Below are 23,058 nucleotides of genomic sequence, written 5' to 3' on the forward strand. Positions count from 1 at the left end.
TCTATGGCAAAGCTAAAGGAATATAACGGCCACTACTGTGAATCAGAGTATGAGTATGCCTTCATTGGTTTCTTGGAAGCTGAAGGATGGGATTATATCGCCGGCAATAATATCAACCGCATCAGCAAAAGAGATGTGTTGATTGCCGATGATTTCAAAAAGTTTATTGCCAAGACAAATCCAGAACTTACCGAAGATGAGGTTACACAGATTTTCGACAATGTTCGTCTTGTAGGTGCTGAAAGTGATTTTGCCACCTTGCATAAAGTCTACGGTTGGATGGTGGACGGCATTCAGTTTACACCGCAAGACGGTTTAGCCAAGATGATACCTCTTATCGACTTTGAAAACCCTGATAATAATATCTTCCGTGTTGTGAACCAGTTTACTGTGGAATATACAAATAACGGACAGAAGGAAAATCGCAGACCTGATGTGCTGTTGTTTGTTAACGGTATGCCTCTATGTGTTGTAGAACTTAAAAATCCGGCTGACGCCAATGCAACAGTGTACGATGCGTGGGAACAGATTAATATTCGTTATTGGAGAGATATTCCCCATTTATTGCATTACTGTCCGTTGGCCTGTATTTCTGATGGAGTGAAGACAAGGCTTGGAACAGTTCACACTCCTTATGAGCATTTTTATGCTTGGCGACGTGTGAATGATGACGATAAAGTTTCTACGCTTCCATTTGCTGAAACTGAAACAATGGTTAAGGGTGTATATTCCCCTGTAAGATTTTTAGAGATTTTTAGAGATTATATTTATTTTCAAGATAGTGTTTATGACAGTGCAGAAGTCGAAATTGTGTGTAGATATCCACAGTTTTTTGCTGCAAAATTATTAAAGCAAAGCATTGTTAATTCTATTGCTACCGGAAACGGTAAAGGCGGTACATACTTTGGAGCAACTGGCTGTGGTAAAACATATACGATGGTTTTCCTCGCCCGGCAACTTGCACTTCGTTGCTCTGATATTCCTCAAGTAGGCTCGCCGACAATTATTCTTATCGTTGATCGAGAAGAATTACAAAAGCAGGGTGCAAAGCTATTTACCAAAAGTAAAGAATTCTTAAATCTTGGTGAAGTATCTGTTGTTAAAAACAGAGCACAGTTAAGACAGGAACTCTGTGCAAGACAAAGCGGTGGTTTCTATATCTGCACAATTCAGAAATTCTGCGACCGTGAAGATGATAAAATCGGGCTTATCAATGACCGTCAGAACATTATATGCTTTTCTGATGAAGCTCATAGAACTCAGCTTGAACATTCTAAAAAGATTCAATTCAGTAAAGATGCTGATGAAAATATGAAAGCTATGGTTTCAAAGCCATATGCAAAAGTATTAAAGGAAGCATTTCCACATGCTACGTTTGTAGGTTTCACAGGAACTCCTATTGCCGAAACATATCAGACCTTTGGTCAGGAAATTGATAGATACACTATGGATCAGGCGGTCGCAGATGGACTAACTGTTTCTATTAAGTATCATCCTCGTATTGCTAAGGTGTTACTTGATAAGACCAAAGCTAAAGAAATTGAAAATTACTATAAAAAGTGTGCCGATGATGGTGCAACGTATGATGATATTGAAGCCAGTAAACGTGCAATGAGTTCTATGGAAGTTATCCTTGGCGAGCCTTCTCGCTTGGAGAGGCTTGCTATAGATATTCATGACCATTATATTTCATCTTGTGCTGGTGACCCAGATAGAATTCAGAAAGCAATGATTGTCTGCTCTAGCAGAAAAATTGCATATTCACTTCTTTTGAAATTCAAGGATAAATATCCGGAATGGTTTGAAGAGAAGAAAACTCCTGACGGAGTTACTGCAACAGATGAAGAACTTAAAGAATTAAAACCTATGCCATTTATGGCTATGGTATCGAGTGTTGGAAGTAATGATGAAGCTGAGATGTATAACTATCTTGGTGGCGTTAAAAATGATAAACGTTGCGAAGAACTGGATGCAGCCTTTAAACAGGAAAGGTCTAATTTCCATATTGTTATCGTAGTTGATATGTGGATTACGGGATTTGATGTTCCGTCACTTACATATTTATATAACGATAAGCCTTTGAAGAAGCACTTGCTGATTCAAACTATCAGTCGTGTAAACAGAAAATATCCCGGCAAAGAATATGGTATGGTTATCGACTATATTGGCATTCGCGATAATATGCGTGAGGCCATGAAGGTTTACGGTGGTGATACATCAGTTGCTCCCACATCGGATGACGTTGAGCAGGCTACCTCTGCATTCAGGGAGGAGATTGAAATACTTAAAGCACTGTTTACAGATTATGACTTAGCTCCATTCCTTAATACGAAATGTGACCCTGTTGAAAGATATAAATTACTTTCCAAAGCCGCTGAGTATGTCTTTACATCAGCACAGGTCTTGCAGACAGAAGGAAACGGAAAAACTAATCAGGTCTCGTTTAAGACATATTTCTTAAAGTCTGTTAAGAGAATGAGAAGTGCTTTTGATATTTGCCAACCTTCTGGGAATCTGGGCGAAGAAGAATCTGCGCTTGCACAGTGCTTTATGGCTATAGCAGGTTTCGTTCGTAAAATGAGCGGAACCAGCGATGTTGATGCTGAAACTATGAATCTTGTGGTATCAAAGATGGTTGAAGAGGCATTAAAATACAATAAGGTAGAAAGTGTTCTTGAAAGTGGCGAGGAAGAAGATATCTTCTCTCCTGAATACTTTGAAAAATTATCAGATGTAGAAATGCCTGCTACAAAGTTAGAATTACTTATCAAAATGCTCCGTAAGCAAATAAAGGAATATGGCAGGGTCAACCAATTAGCAGCGAAATCTTTCCAAGAAATGATTGAAAAGACTATTGATGAGTACCATGAAAGACGTAAGCACCTTACTGCTGAAGAAGCCGGGGCAACACAGGAAGCTGCCTCAGAAGATATTATTAAGGCTGCAACTGAACAAGCTTTAGTGATACTTCGTCAGATGAACGAAAATCGTGAGAGTTTCCGTAAAATAGGATTAACCTTTGAAGAAAAGGCATTCTATGATATTTTGATTGCTCTTCGTGACCAGTATAAGTTTGAATATGGCATTGACAAAGAAGTTAACGGTGTTGTGGTAAACGATAAATGCAAGACACTTGCTAAAAAAGTTAAGGAAATAATAGATACCGAGTCTTCATTTGTGGACTGGCTCAACAATCAGAATGTGCGTAATCAGTTAAAATTGAAGATAAAGATTTGTTTGGTTAAGAACGGCTATCCGCCACAGTATAGTCCTGAAGTGTTCACAAAGGTGATGGAGCAGGTAGAAAATTTTGAGGAGCATTCTGAAACAACTTCAGAAAGTTAGATTATTCCTTTTCCTTATTGCTTCTATGTGAAGAACTATGATGTTTGCTGAGAATAGTGCCCTATATGGTAGAAAGAAGGATGGTGAATAACATGGGAAGTATTGTTTTAGAATTACAGAATGAAATTGTGTCATCAAATTGCGATGTTGTTAATATATTACGCAAAGCACATTTGATTGCATCAAAATTAAAGCTTAATGATTTTGATCAATGGATTAAACACGAATTAAATGGTTATCCTGACCAAGAATCTTGCCCTGAGTATAGAAAGGTTCGTGGAAGTTTAAAAACTTTCAATCCTTATCGCGGTTGGATTCCAACCTCAATACAGGATAATGAAGTCGAAAAAAAGATTTGTGAAAGAAAGTTAGTAAATTCAATTTCTGAAATCATTTCTTTATGTCAGTCCTCAGGAAATGTATTAACTTTAGATTTTTCAGGCGAACAACTTGCATTGTTTGATAAAATGGCTGATTCGCTGCTTCCAATGATGTATGCATTACATATACCTACAACTGCAGTTAAAGACATTGAAGAAAAAGTAAAAAATACTATTTTAGAATGGACATTGAAATTAGAATCGGAAGGTATTGTAGGGGAAAATATGGTTTTCTCTAAGACTGAAAAAGAATCCGCAGTGAACATGCCACAAACCGTGAATAATTATTACGGAAATACAAGTGTGATCAATTCACCATCCGATAATGTACAGATAGTGTCTGGAAGTGAGAATACAGTTACATTTTCCTATGATAAAGTTAAGGATGTAGTTGATGCCGTTGAAAAAAGTATTAGTGAATCTGATTTATCAAAAGAGGATATAGAAACCGCAACAGAATTATTAGCTGACATCAAATTAAAAATTGAAGAAGAGAAGAAACCGCATATTTTAAAATCAGCATTGGTTGTACTAAAAGACTTTTTAATCAGTACAGGTGCCAGCGCTATTGCAGGGTTAATACAAGCTCAAATACAAGGTTTGTTCTAAAAAATCTCCCATACCGTTTCGGTATCTGAGTATAAGAAAACGACCACACAGAGTATCTCTACTCTTGTATGGTCGTTTTATTTCTTATGTTCCCGCTTAAAGGTTTCAGTCGGTTTTCTTTTAACCCCTTACTGAACACTCTATTTTGCAGTCGCCTTTATCAATTATTTTTTTGCGTTCTTACTGTAACGCTTCTCTAAGCTCGTCTTCTATTTCACTATGATTTACAGGACGATTTTGAGCGTCAAGATGCTCGCGATCAATATGCCATTGCTTAGCAATCTCACCATTTTTAATCATAAGAATGCGGTCAGAAAGTCTTACAGCTTCCGCAATATCGTGCGTAACCATAAGCGTACTCCAGCCGTATTTTGCTTGAAGTTTATTAAGCAAATCCTGCATATCGAAGCGTGTAAGAGCATCCAAAGCGCCAAAAGGCTCGTCAAGCAACAATAATTCAGGATTTCTAACTAAAGCTCGAGCTAAAGATACGCGCTGCGCTTGGCCTCCTGAAAGCTGAGATGGCCACTTGTTATCGTAGCCTTCAAGCTGCATTTGGCAAAGCGCTAAATGCGCAATATCCTTAAGCTCTTGCTTACTTGCTTCCATACCAAAAACAACGTTTTTGCTCACAGAAAGCCACGGTATTAATCGTGCATCCTGAAAGCCTATAGCTTGACGTCTTGTGGCGTAAACGTTACCTTCGCTAGGAGTAAGAAGTCCTGCAATTATTTTCAAAAGCGTGGTTTTTCCGCATCCGGATCTACCAATAAGCGACACAAATTCGCCCTTGTTAATTCTCATCGTAATATTTTTCAATACGAAAGAAGAATTATTTGCAGAATTATTTTTTGTATTTTTATTTTCTGCGGTTGCAAAAGAAATGCCGAGATTCTCTATATTAACGCAGCAATCATTATCGTTAATATTTGATTTGTAAGCAGATTCTTCGGAAACTTCTGCATTGTGACGCTTATGAAAAATGCTCTTAAACATAGTCGTATTTTAGTTACGATTAGTAATCGTTTACTTGCTGCAGTCGATTACGGCTTTAGAGAAATCAGGAACTTCCTTAATAAATCCGTATTTAACGTATTCTTTAGCTTGTTGCTTTAGCATTTTCATAGTTGCAGCATTCATTGGTCGAATTTGTGGAATGTCGAACTTTGCTAGTTCCTTCATAGTTTCATCGGAGGCACCAAACTTTTTGTACATATCGAGAATAATGGAATGCTTCTTTTGAACTCTCTTACCTTCTTCTACTAAAGCGCGATACATTTTCTTTAATAATTGTGGGTGTTTTTTAGCAAACTCTGCAGAAGCAACTTGGATGCCAAAATTAATATTTCCGTAATCTTTTGCAGTGACGAGAAGTTTTGCGCCTGGAGTTGCTAATGCTGCAGCAAAGTTCTGGTCGAAAGTTGCTAAAGCATCAACTTGGCCGGTTGTGAATGCTGCGTGGAAGTTCTTTGGGCTCATCTCTACTTCCTGAACCTTAGATGGATCAAGTCCTGCTTTTTCAAAAGCTTTGTGAATTATATAGTCTCCACTTCCACCTTTAGCAATAATGCCAATCTTTTTGCCATACAGGTCTTTAAGTGACTTAATACCGCTATTTGGTGCAGCCACGATTCCTTGAGCGTTGCCGTTGTAATAGTTAATGGCGTAAGCAACCCATGGCTGACCTTTAGAGATAAAGTGAATAAAATGGCCAGATCCAGTGGTTGTCACGTCTGCATTTCCGGAAGTTACGGCAGTGTTTGCTTCTGGAGGAACGTAAGGACCACTAAAAGTGACTTTTGCCTTGCCAAAGATTTTATCTGCCATCTTTTTATTATTTGAAAGCGTTGTTAAATAATTCGCGGAAGTCAAGTATGCTACTCGTAAAGTTCCGGTATCTTCTTTGATTTGTTTAGTAGTTTTTGTGGAAGAATTTGTAGAAGACGCTTGTGTTTTGTCGTTTGAGCTTCCGCATGATGCTAAGGTGATTGCTGTGCAAAGTGCGCAGAAGGCTGCTAATACTCGCTTACTTGTTTGAAATAATGTAAATTTAGTCATTGCATTCTCCTTGTTGTTTATTTTTGTTGCTTATTTCATTATTTTTCGTTAACAAACTTCGCTAACGATACTGTTTTGCTCACTGTTTGGATAAATGCCGCTCAGGCATGCAAACATGTTCCAAAAGTGTTGCTATTCCCTCAGAAAGTAGGCCTGCTATGGCGTATAAAACTATGCATAACAGCATTTGATCCGGTCTGTAGAATTCTTGCGATCTAGCCAGAATATATCCAATTCCTTTTGAAGCGTTCACTGTTTCGCAGGTTACTAGTGCCACCCATGACACTGATATTGCAAAGCGCAAAGCAGTCATAAAGTTTGGGAGTGCTCCTCGAAGAAGAATAGTAAAAAATATTGTTCTGCTATTTACTTCATACGCGCGCGCTAATTCCAAAAGTTTGGGATCAATATTGCGAACTCCGTCCCTCATATTTACGTAAAATGTTCCGAATACACCTATGGCAATAAGAGCTATTTTCATAGTCTCACCAATGCCTAATAAGATAATAAGCAAAGGTGCTAGTGCTGTAAAAGGAACTGAACGTAGCATGTGACCAGGTTTGTTAATAATAATGTCACCCAGTTTTGTGCTGCCTGAAATAACGCCCGCTGGAACTGCAATTATCATTCCTAAACATAATCCTGCAATAACTCTTGCAAAACTAATTCCTAACGAAGGCCAAATTAAACCTTCCTCGTTTAATTCTAGAAAAGCATTAATTACTTCTGCAGGTGAAGGAATGTGCCTAGTCTCTTTAGGCCCAAGTGTAGCTAAGAACCATCCAATAAGTATGACAATTGTTGAAAGCCATGGTTTGCATGAGTTTAGTGCAAAAGTTACCTTTTTGAGCATGCTTTGAAAATGGCTGTTCATTCGACATTCCCTTCGATAGTACTAGCTATATCAGGTTCGACGGGTATGTTCTCAGCAAAGTGCGTAAGACAAGTTTGTTAAGTACACAATTTTTGCACCCCGTGTCTTTTCGTATTATCGTCCTAAGGCGTGGACAAATGTACAAACTCGCGATATTGTGAACGTTCACGGCATAAACAGTGCTGCATACAATATAACGTCCATAAAACGCACTAATCTTGGAAGAGTCATCACAACCCATAGGTATAAAGGAGTAGTTGTGGCAGCTATTGAAAGCGTATATGCACGCGAAATTTTGGATTCTCGTGGAAATCCTACTGTTCAGGTTTATTTGGAGACCGAAGATGGCGCTCAGGGTATTGGTTTAGTGCCTTCCGGTGCTTCTACCGGTGAAGCTGAAGCTTGGGAACGCCGCGATGGTGACAAGTCCCGCTATCAGGGCAAGGGCACGTTGGAAGCTGTTAAGGCTGTCAACGAAGTGATTGCACCTAAGGTTATTGGCATGGATGCCACTGATCAGCGCGCTCTTGATGAGACCATGATTGAGCTCGATGGCACGCCAAACAAGGGCAAGCTCGGCGCAAACGCTATTCTTGGTGTTTCTCTTGCTGCTCTCTATGCAGCTGCTGAGTCCGCTCAGCTTCCTCTGTACCGCTACATTGGCGGTACCAATGGCCACATTCTTCCAGTGCCAAACATGAACATCATGAACGGTGGTGCTCACGCTGACTTCGCAACCGATATTCAGGAATACATGATTTCTCCTTACGGTTTTGCAACCTACAGCGATGCTTTGCGCGCTGGCGTTGAGGTTTATCACACCTTGAAGAATGTTTTGAAGAAGGAAGGCTTGGCTACTGGTCTTGGCGACGAAGGTGGCTTCGCTCCAAAGATGAAGTCCAACGAGGATTCCTTGAAGTACATCATGGATGCAATTGAAGCTGCAGGCTACGAGCCAGGCAAGCAGATTGGTATTTCTCTTGACGTTGCTTCCTCTGAGTTCTACAACAAGGAAACTGGTAAGTATCGTTTCGACGGCGAAGAGCGCGAATCTGCTTACATGCTTGACTACTACGAGAAGCTCATCAATGAGTATCCAATCGTTTCCATCGAAGATCCATTCCAGGAAGAAGGCTGGGATGATTGGGCAGAGATTACCAAGCGTCTTGGCGATCGTTTGCAGTTCGTTGGCGATGACTTGCTCGTCACCAATCCAAAGCGTTTGGCTAAGGGTATTGAGCTTGGTGCAGCTAATTCCTTGCTCGTGAAGTTGAACCAGATTGGTTCCGTTACTGAAACGCTCGACGCTATTGAGCTTGCAACCAAGAATGGCTTCACTTCCATGGTTTCCCATCGTTCTGGTGAAACCCCAGATACTACCATTTCTGATCTTGCTGTTGCTAAGAACACCGGCCAGATCAAGACTGGTGCTCCTGCTCGTGGCGAGCGTATTGCTAAGTACAACCGCTTGCTTGAGATTGAGGAAGAGCTTGGTTCTACCGCTCAGTACGCTGGTTACAGCGCATTCAAGGCTTGCAAGAAGTATATGAAGTAACTTTCTAGTAAAGTAACTTTCGTAACTTACTAAGTCTTTAGTATTTAACGGTCAGTCGCGTTTGCGGCTGGCCGTTTTTTTATTAAATATTTTTGAAAAAGTCACAACACGCAAAAAATTTTCTTAAATTTACTTTCATTCTCATCAAAATAGTGCTATTTTTTATGGAAAACTAAAACGGAAGGAGATGTTTCATATGAGAAAAGTCGCTGTTATAGGCATGGGAAACGTTGGTGCCGCTGTAGCGCATCAACTTGTTGTTGGCGGTCATGCTGATGATTTGTATCTTTATGATGCAAACGAGGCAAAGGTGAATGCCGACGCATTGGATTTTGAAGATTCAATGGATAACGTGCCTTTTAACGTTAATATTACAGTTAATGATTATGAAGCATTAAAAGACGTAGAGGTAATCGTAAGTGCCTTGGGTCACATAAAGCTTTTAGACGTTCCTCATCCAGATCGTTTTGCAGAGCTTAAGTATAATCGTAAGGAAGTTGCAGAAGTTGGTGCAAAGATTAAGGCTTCTGGGTTCCACGGTGTTTTGATTGATATAACTAATCCTTGCGATGCTATTTGCCAGCTTTACAAGGAAGCTACTGGTCTTCCTTACGAAAAGATTATTGGAACTGGCACTTTGCTTGATTCTGCGCGCTTGCATCGTGCAGTAGGAAAGTTCTTTGGCGTGCATCCAAAGGCTGTTAAGGGCTATAGTTTGGGAGAGCATGGTGATTCGCAATTTGTTGCGTGGTCTACTGTTAAAGTCTTTGAGCAGCCTATAACAGAGCTTATTAAAGAAAAGAACATGGACTTGGAAGCAATTGACGAGGAAACTCGCGAAGGTGGATTCACAGTATTCTATGGAAAGAAATATACCAATTATGGTATTGCTGCCGCTGCAGTTCGTCTTGTTGATGCCGTGCTTTCTGATTCAAAGGAACAGATGCCTGTTTCTAACTATCGTGAAGAATACCATTCTTATCTTTCCTACCCAGCAATCGTTGGTCGTGAAGGTATTGTTAAGCAGTGCCAGCTTGACTTGACTGAGGAAGAATTGCAAAAGTTGCAGCATTCTGCAGATACAATTTTAAGTAAGGCACAAGTAAAGTAAGTTAACTTACTTAATTTACGCTTACTAATTTCAATAGTTATTTCAAATATAATGGTCAGCTACTAGCAGGTAACTGGCCATTATTATTGCGTTTGCACGTCGAATATATCAAGTAATTTAGAGGGTATGGTTATAAGAAAGCATCGTACGAGGGCAGTAGCGGAAGAAGCAAAGCCGACTATGCGTCAACGCAAGCTACTTTCGGGACCTCTTGTTTTCATACTGATGATTTTAATAGTAACTATTGGTTCAATTGAATGTATTGCTACGGTTCGTAATTATGCTTTAAGTTTGGCAGAATTACACGCGTTACAGCGTGAAGAAAGTGCATTGCAAGAGCAAAAACGTACGCTTACCAACAATGTGGAACGTTGGAAAGATAAAGCTTATATTGCAGCGCAAGCTCGTGATCGTCTCGGTTTTGTTTTTCCGGGAGAGCAAGCCGTTCGCGTTGAACATCCAGAAGCTGTTACTGGTTCTCTGCCAAACACGTTTTCTCAAGAAAATGGGGGAACTAAGAATCATTCAGTTTTGCCGTGGTACAGCGATTTATTGTATGCTCTGCATAAAGCTGACAAGCCGGACAATGTGCCGACGTTATAAAATGGACTATATAATTACGCAAACATACGCTTCACAGGAGTAAAACAATGGCGAATTGCCAAGAAAGCTCAACTACTATGCAACAAAATATTGATAATACTTATTCTCCAGAAGAAGCTGTGCGAAATATACTCAACACTCCCGCGAACGATGCTGAACGTGCGATTGTTGAAATGCAACTTGGAAGGTTCCCGCGTGGTATGGTGGCAGTTGGTGCGCGTTGTGTATGTGGCAGGCCGCTTGCTGTTATCACGAGGCCATGCTTGGAAGACGGTACGCCATTCCCAACAACCTGTTATTTGACGAGTCCTGAAGCTGTAAAAGCAGTGTCTCATGTAGAAGCGAACGGGCTTATGAGAGAATTCAACGAATTGTTGCAGACGGACGAATCAGTGAAAAAGCAATATGAGCAAGCGCACAAGTATTATTTGCAATTTCGTCACGCTCTAGCTGTGACTTTGGGGGATAGCGAAGAGCATATTAGTGAAATGAGCGCAGGGGGTATGCCGGTGCGCGTGAAATGCTTGCACGCCTTGCTTGCGCAAACCTTGGTGATGGGCAAGGGTGTGAATCCTATTGGTGACATGGTGCTGGAACGTATTCGAGATGAGTTTGATCCTTGCGTGTGCCGTTGCACAACTCCATGGAGCGATGATGCTGATGCTGCAGAAATGGAAGTTGTGGTAGAAGAAAAAAGTAGCCGCAAGGATGCGGATTGCGCGGATTGTGCGGATTGCGCGGAAAAGAATGCAGGCAAGGATGCGGATTGCGCAGAAAAGAATGCTGCAGAAAAATCTGTTACTGTAGCTGCAATTGATTGCGGTACAAATTCTATCCGTTTGAAAATTGCGCAAGTCTCAGAGCATGGCATGAAGGATATTGTGCCGCGCATGCTTCGTGTGGTGCGATTGGGGCAGGGAATTGATGAAACGCATCGTTTTGCAGACGATGCATTAGAACGTGTGCGTGCTGCGGCCCATGAATTTGCGCAAGTGTTGAAGGAACATCCTGTTGATGCGATTCGTTTCGTGGCGACTTCGGCTACTAGAGATGCCGAAAATCGCGAGATTTTTGAGCAGATGATGATTGATGAGCTTGGGGTTCGTCCGGAAGTTATTAGTGGCACGGAGGAAGCGGCTCTTAGCTTCCTTGGAGCAACTAGCGTGGTTTCTCGTGACGAGTTGCAGCCTCCATATCTTGTAGTGGACTTGGGCGGCGGCTCTACTGAGCTGGTGCTTGGTGGGGATGGAGACAGTTTGCCGGCGCATAAAGTGGCCGCAGCATATTCGATGAATGTTGGTTCGGTGCGTATGACTGAGCGGCATTTACACACGGATCCGCCTACAGAAGAAGAAATTCAGGCAGCAATTGACGACGTTGACAAGCATATTGATGAGGCGCTTAAAGTTGTGCCAGCAGGACGCACGCGCACTATAATTGGCGTTTCAGGCACTGTGACAACAATGGCTGCGTTAACGATGGGTTTGAAGCATTACGATCATACAGCTGTTGACGGTGTAAGAATTGGATTGGAGCAGGCGTACGCGGTGAATAACCGATTTTTGCGCATGGCCAGGGATCGTAGACGCACGTACGCAACAATTCACCCAGGGCGTGTGGATGTTGTTGGCGGTGGAGCAGTGGTGTGGAGCCGCGTGCTTGAACGTTTGGCAAAAGCAGCGTATGAAGATCACGGCGGAGTGCTTGATACTTTTGTGGCCAGTGAGCACGGTTTGCTTGACGGCATTACGCTTGATTTGGGGCGCAGGCTGCTTGGGGAGAAGTAAAGCGCGTGATTTCGCCACGCGCTGAGCTTGTTCTTTGCAATGATATATGGCATAATAAGTGATTGCTGCCTCTGTGGCGGAATTGGCATACGCATCAGACTTAAAATCTGACGCCCTTACGGGCTTGTGGGTCCGAGTCCCACCGGAGGCACAAACAAAACGCTGCACAGCCGTTTGGCTGTGTGGCGCTTTTTTCTAACTCTGGCTTTATTGCTTTAATATTCTGGGTTAATATAATATGAGTTTGTTTGTTTTCCCGCATACGCGGGGGTGATCCTTCTGTGTTTCGCGATATATAGTTTTTCCCGCATATGCGGGGTGTGACGGTTGAGCTTCGAATTGCATTGTGCATTTGAAGCTCAACTAGTTTTAGTAAATAAATATGCAACACAATCTTCCTTAAAACTCTTATTAAGAGTATATTTGCCATTATTTAATAATCATTGCGGATTAAGAAGATGGTAGGGTATGAGTTGTAATCACGTTGTTAATTCTGCATTATGGGGTAAAAAGAGAGAAGCTAATGGAGTAATGCAATGGCTTCCTCTTGCTCAACATCTTGAGGATACTAGAAATGTTATTGGTCAGCTGTGGGAGCATTGGCTTAGTGGTGGTCAGCGAAGATTGATTGAATCCTCATTAAGTAAACGAGTTGATGCAAAAAAATTGTCTCAATTTTTAGGCTGTGTTCATGATATTGGTAAAGCTACTCCTGTTTTTCAGTTTCGTAAATCGTCTTCAAATTCAAAAGATTTAGATATTGCGTTAAAAAATAAGTTAGCTAACGTAGGTTTTACAAATATCGATGATTTTATTCTTAAGGCAACAGATTGCTCAAGTAGTCATCACACTATAACTGGTCAATTTATTCTTTCTAATGCTGGAGTTCCTGAAGGGATTTGTGCAATTGTTGGAGCTCATCATGGTAAGCCTTTAGATAATGATTCTGTTTGTAGAAGTAATAAGTCTAAATATCCTGACCATTACTATCAAAGTGAAACTGAAAGTGAGAATAGTAAATTATGGAAAAAATTGCAGAACGATATTTTGGTTTGGGCTTTAGAAAGAAATGATTTTTCTAATGTAGATGATCTTCCAGAAATAAATGAGCCAGCACAAGTTTTGTTGTGTGGACTAGTAATTATGGCTGATTGGATTGCTAGTAATGAACACTATTTTCCGCTTATTCCAATAGAGAAAGATTTGATTGGAAAGCAGGAAGAAAGATATAAAAAAGGTTGGGAAAAGTGGTTACAACATGGTTCTAAAGACGTATGGGAATCATTAAATTGCTATAGCGATGTTTCAGAACTATACAAACATCGCTTTGATTTCTTGCCGAATAGTATTCAGACATCGTTGTACGATGTCATTTCTCATTGCAAAGAGCCTGGAATTTTTATTCTTGAATCTGCAATGGGATCTGGGAAAACAGAAGCTTCTTTGATTGCTGCTGAGCAATTAGCAAATCTAACCGGAAGAAGCGGAGTATTCTTTGGACTTCCTACTCAAGCAACTTCTAACGGAATGTTTAGACGAGTTGAGGATTGGCTTAAAAGTGTGAATAGTGATTCCCAGGGCGAAATTGGTTTACGTTTAGTCCATGGTAAAGCTGAGCTGAATGCAGATTATGCCCATTTGCCTCATGGAATGCAAAATATGAATGATGGTTCTGAGAGTAGATCTAGTAATAATGATGTAAATAACAATGGAGTAATACTTAATGATTGGTTTACTGGGCGAAAAACCGCAATGTTGGATGACTTTGTGGTCGGTACAGTAGATCAATTTTTGTTAGCTTCGTTAAAACAAAAGCATCTTATGCTTCGTCATTTGGGTTTAAGTAAAAAAGTTGTGATTATTGACGAAGTGCACGCTTATGACGCTTATATGAATAAGTATCTTGAAGAATCTCTTATTTGGATGGCGGCATACGGTGTTCCTGTTGTGTTACTTTCTGCTACTTTACCTGCCAAGCGTAGAGAAGAACTTATAAAATCTTATATGTTGCGTGGGTTGGGCTTTAAATGGAGTGAATGCGATAAGTCTAATGTTGATTTTGAAACAAATAATTATCCTTTAGTTACGTACAGTGATAAAAACTGTGTAAAGCAAAAATTTATTGAAAATGATGCTAGTGATAATAAATCTGTTTCTGTGAGAAAAATAACAGATGATAACTTACATGAATCACTTGTTAATGAGCTTAAATCTTTGCTGAATAATGGTGGTATTGCTGGAATTATAGTAAACACCGTTAAAAGAGCTCAAGAAATTTATAATGCGTGCGTTGATGAATTTAGTGATGACGAAGTTATAGTTATTCATTCGCAATTTATTGCTACAGATAGAGTTAGAAAAGAACAACAGATTTGCAATATGATTGGCAAGAATGCTCATAGACCTGCTCGTGCAATAATTATTGGTACGCAAGTATTAGAACAGTCACTTGATATTGATTTTGATGTTTTGTTTACTGATCTTGCTCCTATAGATTTATTACTTCAACGTGCAGGCAGATTACATAGGCATACGATAGAACACCCAAATTCTCTTAAAGAACCAATTTTATATGTGTTGGGTACTAGTGAAATCTACAAATTTGATAAAGGCTCTGAGTCTATTTACAGTAAATATTTACTTATGAGAACTCAATACTATTTGCCGGATGTTATAAACATGCCTCAAGATATTTCTCGATTAGTGCAAATAGTTTATGGTGATAATCCTTTAGAGTTACAGGAAGATTTGAAAGATGCGTATGCTGCTGCAAAAAGAGAATATGATTCAGACAGAAATAACAATGAAAGTGATGCTGAAACATATAGAATTGAAAATCCAAAAACAGAAATCGGTAAAAAATCTATTGTTGGCTTGTTGACGAATTCAATTACAAATGAATCTGATGAATTTGCATGCGCTCAAGTTCGTAATAGCGGTGAATCTATAGAAGTTATTGCTGTGAAAAAAGTTGGTTCTGGTTATGGAACTTTCCATGATTGTGAAGATATTTCACAAAATATTGATGATGTGGAAGTTGCAATGAAACTTGCTCAAGAAACAGTAGGGTTGCCGTGGATATTTACATTAAATAGCAATCGTGTTGATGAAACAATTGCAGAATTGGAAAGAATACGAAAACAAAAGCAATTCAAAAATTGGGATGATCAGCCTTGGTTGCGAGGTTCTTTGATGCTTCTATTCGATGAAAATAATATTTGTGAATTATCGAAATACAGAGTTACGTATTCTGAAAAAAGTGGTATTGTATGTATTAAGAGTTCGGAAGAAGATAGAAAGGAATCACAAGGTGAGCAGATTTAATTTATTAGATGAGCCTTGGATTTCCGTCATTGTAGACGAAAAAGGCCACAATAAACTCGTATCAATTACAGACGTGTTTAAGCATGCGTCTGAATATAAAGCTCTTGCTGGCGATATGAAAACTCAAGATTTTGCATTGCTTCGTATTCTGTTAGCTGTGCTTCATACTGTTTTTTCTAGGTATGATATTCAGGGAAATTCTCGTGAATTTGATTCAGATGAAGACGATAAAGAGGATTTCAATAAAGAAACAATGAATATTTGGCGCGAAGTTTTGAATTCAAAAGAGTTTCCAGACGCAGTTTTCAAATATTTAGAACAATGGCATGATCGTTTCTACCTTTTTGATGACAAATATCCTTTCTTTCAGGCTAGTATATTAGATATTGAGAGCAAAAAGCTTAGTTGTCAAAATCCTACTGAATTATTGGGCAAAAATATTAATCGCTTAATTTCTGAAAGTAACAATAAAATAGCTGTATTTTCTCCAAAAGATAATGTTGATAATAACAAATCGTCACTTACGCAGCCGCAATTAGCAAGATGGATTATTACGTTACAGTCATACGCTGGATTGGCGGATAAGACCTTTTTTGGTACGGGAAAATATAAAGCTTCTAAAGGATGGCTTTTTGACCTTGGTGGCATTTACGTAGAAGGCGAAAACCTATTTGAAACTCTTATGCTCAACTGCGTGCTTGTTGGTGAAATGCAATCTCCTGCGAAGAGACAAAAACCGTGTTGGGAATATTCAGGAGCAGAAAATATTGAAAATTCGTTTTATGAAACATTTATTGACAATATTTCTCAGCTTTACACTCGATGGAGTAGAGCAATATATATAAATCCTGATATTAGTATTGACAAGCCGATATCGGTTTCTATAGTGAAACTTCCTGATATTAATCATAAAAATGCTTTTATTGAGCCAATGACAGTATGGAAGTACAACAAGGAACGGGAAAACAAGGACAAATACACTCCAAGGAAGCATGAAGTAGAAGAATCTATGTGGAGATCATTTGGGTTACTTACATTGCAAGAATCAGATGATGGGATCCTAAAAAATCACAAACCGGGAATTATGGAATGGTTAAATAAAATTAGTAAAGATATTGAAGGTTCTTCTATTTCATTACAGGCTGTAAGTATGAAAGATGATGGCAATGCTACATCTTGGGTTCCTACAGATGAAATATGCGATACTTTGCATATTGATGAAGTTGTAGTAACTGATAATTCTGACAATGGATGGGTGGGTAGAATTAACAATGAAGTGGAGCGTACAAGATCTGCCATAGGATTTATTTACAGGCAATTTCTTCTAGACATATGTGAAATACGTAATAGAAATAAAGATGATGCAACTAAATATGCTGATAAGCGTATTAGTCATGTTTATTTCTTAGTTGATCAACCGTTTAGAGAATGGTTAGCAAATATTAAACCAAAAGATTCAATGAATGAACGATGTACTCAATGGAGAAATACTTTGTATAACATACTCATAAATGAGGCAGAAGTCATGTTAAAAAATGCTACGTTACGTGATTTTACAGGTCTTGTTGGTGAAAAAAGTAAAAAAAATCCTGCAAAAAATATAGTTATAGCTTACAACATTTTTATTAGTCGATTAAAAAAATTATCAGGAAAATAAAAGACATAGAAAGGAGGCTATTATGACTGAAAATCAAAGCAAAACTGTTGAAGTATCTAATGCTGTTAGCAAAATTATCAAGCAATTTATAGAAATTGCAGATGCTTCGTCAAATAGAGCTATGCTTGCTCAACTTCGCCACACAATTGGTAAGCCATTAAGTCAGTCTGTAGAAATATGGCCATGGATATTAAGCAATGTTCCGGTAAGCTTCATCAATAAATATGGTGAAGTTAGCTACCAATTGCGAGCTGTTATAAACACTTTGCAAATATACGCATTGTACGAGCAAGGTGTTAGAGAAAAATCAAGTTATAAAGATTTAAATAAATCTGAAGATTCAGAAAATGAAAAATCTTATAACAATATGGGAACAGCTTTAAGAGCACTAAGAAGTGACGAAGGCGTACGTGTGGCGATGGATAGACGCTTTAGTGTTATGATTACTGCAAGCGATTATGAGAGTTTTTACTACTATCTTCGTCAACTAGTTCGACTACTAAAAAGCAGAACAAAAGAAAATCAACAAGCGATTGATTATTCTAAACTAGCGCGCGATTTGTATTTGCTTCAGTTTGAAGATTCAGAAAAAATAAGACTTTCCTGGGCACAAGAATATTATCGTTTAAGCAAGTAGCAATAACTTTTTAGCAACATCACATATTTTAAAAATTACATATTTCAAAAACAACGTTATTAAACAATCAACTAAAATTTAGAAAGGCAAAACAATGAACGCTCATTTATTCTTAGATATTCAAGCAATACAAACTGTTCCACCATGCAACATTAATCGTGATGATGCAGGAAGCCCGAAAACTGCTCAATATGGTGGTGTAACTAGAGCTAGAGTAAGCTCTCAATGTTGGAAGCATTCAATGCGTGAATATTTCAAAGAGCACAGCGGAGATTCCAATGTTGGAATACGAAGTAAAAACATTGTTAAGTACGTTGCAGATAAAATTATTGCATTAAAACCAGAATTATCTGAACAAGAAGCATTAGATTTAGCAAAAAAAACGTTAAATAATGCTGGTATTAAAACTAAAACAGATAAGGGTAAAATAACTCCTGTAGTAAATGTTCTATTTTTCTTAGGTGAAAATCAAGCGAATTCTCTAGCGCAAGCAGCAGTCAACAATATTAAGGACAAGAAGCAGCTGGAAGAAATTTTGAAAGATAATCCACCTATTGATATTGCGCTATTCGGTCGCATGCTTGCAGACAATCGATCTCTTAATGAGGATGCTTCTTCTCAAGTTGCTCACGCAATTTCCACTCACGCTGTTCGTGCTGAATTTGATTACTATACTGCTGTTGATGACTTATCTGCGGATGATAATGCTGGAGCTGGGATGCTTGGAACAATAGAATATAATTCTTCAACACTGTATCGTTATGCAAATGTTGCAATACATGAATTTAGCCATCAGTTGAGCGGTAACAAAGAATCTACAATTAATGCTCTTAGACTTTTTATTGAAGCTTTCGCTAACGCTATGCCTACTGGAAAAGCAAATACTTTTGCGAATCAAACTTTGCCGCAAATGCTGGTGGTAACTTTAAGAGATGACAGACCAGTGAATTTAGTGAGCGCATTTGAAGATCCAGTAAAAGCAAAAGACGGATATGTTTCAAAGTCTATAGAAAAGCTATCTCAAGAATACGAGAAAGTTCAAAAATTTGTTCATAAGCCACTAGCGTCATTCTATGTGACAATGGATTCTTCAAATGAGAATCTTAAATTAGGTACAGAAGAGCAAAATATGCAGCAATTATTGGATGATTTTTCTTCTAAATTATCTGAATTGCTTCAGTGAATCTCTTAATAGATAACACTTATTGGTTGATATTTAGTGTTTAACAGTTAGGAAGCTTATGAAAAGTTTATTACTGAAGTTTTCTGGACCGTTGCAATCATGGGGTACGGATTCGCATTTTGAGACTCGTCGCACAGACTACTATCCATCTAAAAGTGCGGTAGTAGGTATGATTGCTGCAGCTTTTGGGTATAGAAGAAGTGCAGATTGTGATGAAGAGATTGCAAAGCTTAATGATTTGGATTTTGCAGTACGAATAGATCAGCAAGGAAATTTGCTTAGAGATTATCATATTGCTGCAAAATATAAGCTTAACGGTGACTTTGAAAAAAATTACGTTACAAATCGTTACTATCTAGAAGATGCCATATTTCTAGTTGCAATAGGATCCGATAATGAGCAACTTATTTACAGTATTAACGATGCGTTGCGCTCGCCATATTTTCAATCTAGTTTAGGCAGAAGATCATTGCCTCCTACTGCTGACTTTATTCTAGGAGTAGAAGATTGTGGAGTAATTCAGGCTCTATTAACGCATGAGTGGCTTGCAAATGAGTGGGGTAGAAGACGAGTTAAAGTTTCTGTATTATCGAGAGGCTTGGAATCTACGGAAGAATCAAGTAAATCACTTAATTCTGGCTTTGTGCCTTTATATGCTGATGCTGATTTGATAGATAAAGCAGCAGAAGAATTAAAAAAAGAAGATATTGGTACTTATAGAATCCAGTCGTCGGTTCGTAAGTTACGCAAGGATTACGTTAATTCTTTCTCAAATAAAGAAAGGAAATTCGGGTTCCGGTACGAATCGAAAATTGAGATACCCATTGAACGAATTTGTCGCAATATGCCAAATTTGCAAAATGTTCGATCAGATAATAGTTATTTAAAAGTTCATAGAACTTTTAATGTTGAACACGATGCATTTTCTGGGATGGAGGCGTAGATGACTTACTTAAGTAGGGTTGAAATTGACTTTCAAAAGTATAAATCGCAAATGGATCTTAAATCGGTGGGTGCTTTCCATAATTGGGTTGAGCAAAGTTTTCCAGATGAATTTGTAGATCATGAGCGAAGTCGTAAGTTGTGGCGTGTGGACGTTTTACAAGGGAAACAGTATTTGCTTGTAGTAAGCGACAATAAGCCAGATTTGCAACGTTTAGAGATGTATGGGGTCGCAGGGACTGCAGTAACAAAGAGTTACGACAAGTTTCTAGAGCAGTTAAAAGATGGTATGAGAATGCAATTTAAAGTGACACTTAATCCCGTTGTTGCTATTTCTGATACTCCTGAGGCTCGTTCTACTCGTGGCAGAATTGTTCCACATATTACTTACAGTCAGCAAATGAATTTCTTGCTTAAACGTGCGCAAAAATTAGGATTTGTGCTACGGGACGACGAATTTACTATCGTTGAACGTGGGTACAGTTTGTTTACCAAATCAAAAAAGCCTATTCGATTAAGTAGAGTTACGTATCAGGGTGTGTTAACTATTAACGATGCTGATACCATGCGCAAAACGTTAATTGAAGGAATCGGCAAGAAAAAAGCGTATGGATTTGGCATGATGACACTTATTCCTATTGGTTGATCAGTTGTAAAACCTATATGTTGAGTTCATAAAGGCTGTGACAGCATGAAAGAGAAATGTGGCGCAAAGAAAGCTGAGCTTCAGGAGCTTCCTAGAATAGGTGATCGTGTAAGCTTCATATATGTTGAGCATGCAAAAGTCAATCGTCTTGATAGTGCTGTTACAGTCTTTGATGCTTTGGGAACGGTAAGAATTCCAGCTGCCATGATTGGTGTTTTGTTTTTAGGACCTGGAACAGAGATTACCCATCGTGCAATGGAACTTTTAGGAAACGTTGGTGCGAGTGTGGTTTGGGTAGGTGAGCACGGTGTAAGAAATTATGCTCATGGCAGAGCGTTGTCTAGAAGCTCAAGGTTCTTAGAAAAGCAAGCAAAACTTGTTACCAATACGAGGTTTCGATTATGTGTTGCTAGAAAAATGTACCAGATGCGTTTTCCTAATGAAGATGTAAGTGCTTATACGATGCAACAATTGCGAGGCAGAGAAGGAGCGAGAGTAAGAACTGTATATAGAAAAATGTCGGCAAAATATGATGTTCCTTGGGAAGGTCGTGAATACGATATTGACAATTTTGAAGATGGAACTATTGTCAATCAGGCGTTATCTGTAGGTAACGTATGTCTTTACGGTTTAGTGCATAGCATAATTTCGGCGCTTGGGCTTGCTCCAGGATTAGGTTTTGTGCATACTGGTCATGATCTTTCGCTTGTGTATGACGTAGCTGATTTGTATAAAGCGGAATTAACAATTCCTGCTGCGTTTGAGATTGCCTCGTTATGTGAAAATGATGATAACATTGAGCGATTAATGCGACTAAAAATGCGCGATTGTTTCGCAAGTAGCAATATTATGGCTCGAATTGTTCGAGACATACAGAATCTACTTGAAGTGCCAGTGGATGAACAGATAACGGTTGATGTAATACACCTTTGGGATGATAAAGAACGTTTAGTTGCCTCTGGCGTAAATTACAGTGAGGTGCACTGATATGCCGCTAACTGTAATAACAATGACAAATTGTCCTTCATCTTTGAGGGGAGATTTAACTAAATGGATGCAAGAAATCGCAACAGGTGTTTATGTTGGCAATTTTAATAGTCGCATTCGTGAAGAATTGTGGAAGCGTATCGAAAATACTGTTGGCAGTGGATCTGTAACAATGAGTTTCACTGCACAAAATGAAATAGGCTACGATTTCAAAACGATACATTCACATCGTGAAGTGTGTTATTTTGATGGATTACCTTTAGTGCGTGTCCCGTCAAGTGATACCTTGGAAAGTGACTTACAGTACGGTTTCAGCGATGCTGCACATTTTCATAATGCTAAAAAGTTCGCAAATATCAGGCATAAAAGGAACTTTGAAATTTCTATTGATAGTGCTGAAAATGAGTTCAAAGCTGAAAATGTAAGTTCTTCAATTTGTAATACTATTGCGCAAACCAAGAAAACTATCACCAACAATGATGAAATGGTGTGTGACAGTTATTGCAGTTATTGGAAGGAATATGTTGGTAAAACAAGTAAAAATTTTGTTGTTATAGATTTTGAAACCACTGGATTAGATAGCAGGATTCATAAAATTATTGAAATGGGAGCAGTGAAATTTGTAGATGGAGAAATTGAAGAATTTCAAACTCTCGTAAATATTTATAATAATGACGATAATTTTATTGGAGGCTGTTGCCAAAGTTCGGATAATAATAGTTTATTGCCTAATGAAATTATTAAACTGACTGGTATTACACAAGATATGCTTGAATCTGACGGCGTAAGTATATCTGTGGCAATAATAAAATTTATTGAATTTATTGGTAAACTGCCGATAGTGGGATACAATGTCCCGTTTGATTTGGCGTTCTTAAATGCTGCAATATTGTCGAGCGGTAAAGAATCTGGTATCTCTTTTTCAGGGAATAAGGTTATTGATATTTCGCGTTTTATAAAAAAAGAAAGAATGTTTTTGCAAAATTATAAATTGGAAACAGTGTTGCGTGAATATGATGTGGCTGAATCAGTGCCACATAGAGCATTGACTGATGCTAGATTAACGGCGCGGCTTGTTTTTAAAGTAAAAGGATTGCTAAAGTTTCTTTCATAAGAGTATAATCTCGTCGTGGCGCTCAAAGTGGTGAGTTTGCTTTGAGAAGTAAATAGATTTGGCTGTTTCTTTTTGAAGATGTGGCTATTTTATTGGGATTTTTAAGTGTCTTTCCCGCATACGCGGGGGTGATCCCATTGACGCTGAAATTGCAAACCGTGGAAACGCGTCTTTCCCGCATACGCGGGGGTGATCCTACCGGAGTCTGGTATGTAAATGTAAATGATTTGTCTTTCCCGTATACGC

17 protein-coding genes, 1 tRNA gene, 1 CRISPR repeat array and 1 riboswitch (1 of these 20 running past the window's edge) are annotated in these 23,058 nt (G+C 38.8%); of the genes, 15 read left to right on the top strand and 3 right to left on the bottom strand.

The genetic code is table 11. From position 1 onward, the window contains the following. Window positions 1-3: 3 nt before the first annotated feature. Window positions 4-3,345, top strand: coding sequence for a type I restriction endonuclease subunit R (locus AXE77_RS00590; protein WP_116711646.1), 3,342 nt, complete (start codon window positions 4-6; stop codon window positions 3,343-3,345). 92 nt (window positions 3,346-3,437) lie between these two features. Next, complete coding sequence (locus AXE77_RS00595) at window positions 3,438-4,334, top strand: AbiTii domain-containing protein (RefSeq protein WP_165846011.1); 897 nt, start codon at window positions 3,438-3,440, stop codon at window positions 4,332-4,334. A 180-nt stretch (window positions 4,335-4,514) separates the two neighbouring features. On the opposite strand, the gene AXE77_RS00600 is transcribed toward AXE77_RS00595, so the two are convergent. From AXE77_RS00600 to AXE77_RS00610, 3 genes are all read right to left on the bottom strand, one after another. Continuing rightward, a complete protein-coding gene (locus tag AXE77_RS00600) occupies window positions 4,515-5,330 on the bottom strand; it encodes an ABC transporter ATP-binding protein (RefSeq protein WP_116711648.1) in 816 nt (271 codons plus the stop codon). A 30-nt stretch (window positions 5,331-5,360) separates the two neighbouring features. Further along, on the bottom strand, window positions 5,361-6,392 hold the full coding sequence (locus AXE77_RS00605) for an ABC transporter substrate-binding protein (protein WP_116711649.1): 1,032 nt from the start codon (window positions 6,390-6,392) through the stop codon (window positions 5,361-5,363). A 79-nt stretch (window positions 6,393-6,471) separates the two neighbouring features. Then, entirely contained in the window at window positions 6,472-7,266 is a 795-nt protein-coding gene (locus AXE77_RS00610) for an ABC transporter permease (protein WP_116711650.1), read from the bottom strand. After that, a riboswitch (TPP riboswitch) is annotated at window positions 7,256-7,378 on the bottom strand. Its footprint overlaps the gene before it by 11 nt. Before the next feature lie 147 nt (window positions 7,379-7,525). Between AXE77_RS00610 and eno the strand changes: the two genes are divergently transcribed. The 13 genes from eno (at window position 7,526) to cas2e (ending at window position 22,812) form a co-directional block, all read left to right on the top strand. After that, window positions 7,526-8,821, top strand: coding sequence for a phosphopyruvate hydratase (gene eno / locus AXE77_RS00615; protein ID WP_004106847.1), 1,296 nt, complete (start codon window positions 7,526-7,528; stop codon window positions 8,819-8,821). A gap of 196 nt (window positions 8,822-9,017) precedes the next feature. Next, window positions 9,018-9,932, top strand: coding sequence for an L-lactate dehydrogenase (locus AXE77_RS00620; RefSeq protein ID WP_165846012.1), 915 nt, complete (start codon window positions 9,018-9,020; stop codon window positions 9,930-9,932). Window positions 9,933-10,058: 126 nt separating this feature from the next. Further along, window positions 10,059-10,535, top strand: coding sequence for an FtsB family cell division protein (locus tag AXE77_RS00625; protein WP_116711652.1), 477 nt, complete (start codon window positions 10,059-10,061; stop codon window positions 10,533-10,535). 77 nt (window positions 10,536-10,612) lie between these two features. Further along, on the top strand, window positions 10,613-12,322 hold the full coding sequence (locus tag AXE77_RS00630) for a DUF501 domain-containing protein (RefSeq protein ID WP_116712031.1): 1,710 nt from the start codon (window positions 10,613-10,615) through the stop codon (window positions 12,320-12,322). A 67-nt stretch (window positions 12,323-12,389) separates the two neighbouring features. Continuing rightward, window positions 12,390-12,473 (top strand) — tRNA-Leu (locus AXE77_RS00635). Between the two features lie 317 nt (window positions 12,474-12,790). After that, the gene (cas3, locus tag AXE77_RS00640; RefSeq protein WP_116711653.1) at window positions 12,791-15,646 is read left to right on the top strand and encodes a CRISPR-associated helicase Cas3'; all 2,856 of its coding nucleotides are present in this window, start codon (window positions 12,791-12,793) and stop codon (window positions 15,644-15,646) included. Continuing rightward, entirely contained in the window at window positions 15,633-17,303 is a 1,671-nt protein-coding gene (gene casA / locus AXE77_RS00645; protein WP_116711654.1) for a type I-E CRISPR-associated protein Cse1/CasA, read from the top strand. Before cas3 ends, casA begins: the two co-directional genes overlap by 14 nt. A 22-nt stretch (window positions 17,304-17,325) precedes the next feature. Further along, a complete protein-coding gene (gene casB / locus AXE77_RS00650) occupies window positions 17,326-17,940 on the top strand; it encodes a type I-E CRISPR-associated protein Cse2/CasB (protein WP_116711655.1) in 615 nt (204 codons plus the stop codon). Window positions 17,941-18,034: 94 nt separating this feature from the next. Beyond that, window positions 18,035-19,123 carry a type I-E CRISPR-associated protein Cas7/Cse4/CasC gene (gene cas7e / locus AXE77_RS00655; protein ID WP_116711656.1) on the top strand — a complete coding sequence of 363 codons (1,089 nt, stop codon included), beginning with the start codon at window positions 18,035-18,037 and terminating at the stop codon, window positions 19,121-19,123. Between the two features lie 58 nt (window positions 19,124-19,181). After that, a complete protein-coding gene (gene cas5e, locus AXE77_RS00660; RefSeq protein ID WP_116711657.1) occupies window positions 19,182-20,066 on the top strand; it encodes a type I-E CRISPR-associated protein Cas5/CasD in 885 nt (294 codons plus the stop codon). Continuing rightward, on the top strand, window positions 20,067-20,711 hold the full coding sequence (gene cas6e / locus AXE77_RS00665; RefSeq protein ID WP_116711658.1) for a type I-E CRISPR-associated protein Cas6/Cse3/CasE: 645 nt from the start codon (window positions 20,067-20,069) through the stop codon (window positions 20,709-20,711). 45 nt (window positions 20,712-20,756) lie between these two features. Continuing rightward, window positions 20,757-21,698 carry a type I-E CRISPR-associated endonuclease Cas1e gene (cas1e, locus tag AXE77_RS00670; protein ID WP_116711659.1) on the top strand — a complete coding sequence of 314 codons (942 nt, stop codon included), beginning with the start codon at window positions 20,757-20,759 and terminating at the stop codon, window positions 21,696-21,698. Between the two features lies 1 nt (window position 21,699). Beyond that, window positions 21,700-22,812, top strand: coding sequence for a type I-E CRISPR-associated endoribonuclease Cas2e (gene cas2e, locus AXE77_RS00675; RefSeq protein ID WP_165846013.1), 1,113 nt, complete (start codon window positions 21,700-21,702; stop codon window positions 22,810-22,812). Between the two features lie 107 nt (window positions 22,813-22,919). Further along, window positions 22,920-23,058: a CRISPR direct-repeat array (repeat unit 28 nt; unit sequence GTCTTTCCCGCATACGCGGGGGTGATCC); it runs 378 nt beyond the window's last position.

The organism is Gardnerella massiliensis (assembly GCF_003408845.1).
Taxonomy (GTDB): domain Bacteria; phylum Actinomycetota; class Actinomycetes; order Actinomycetales; family Bifidobacteriaceae; genus Bifidobacterium; species Bifidobacterium vaginale_H.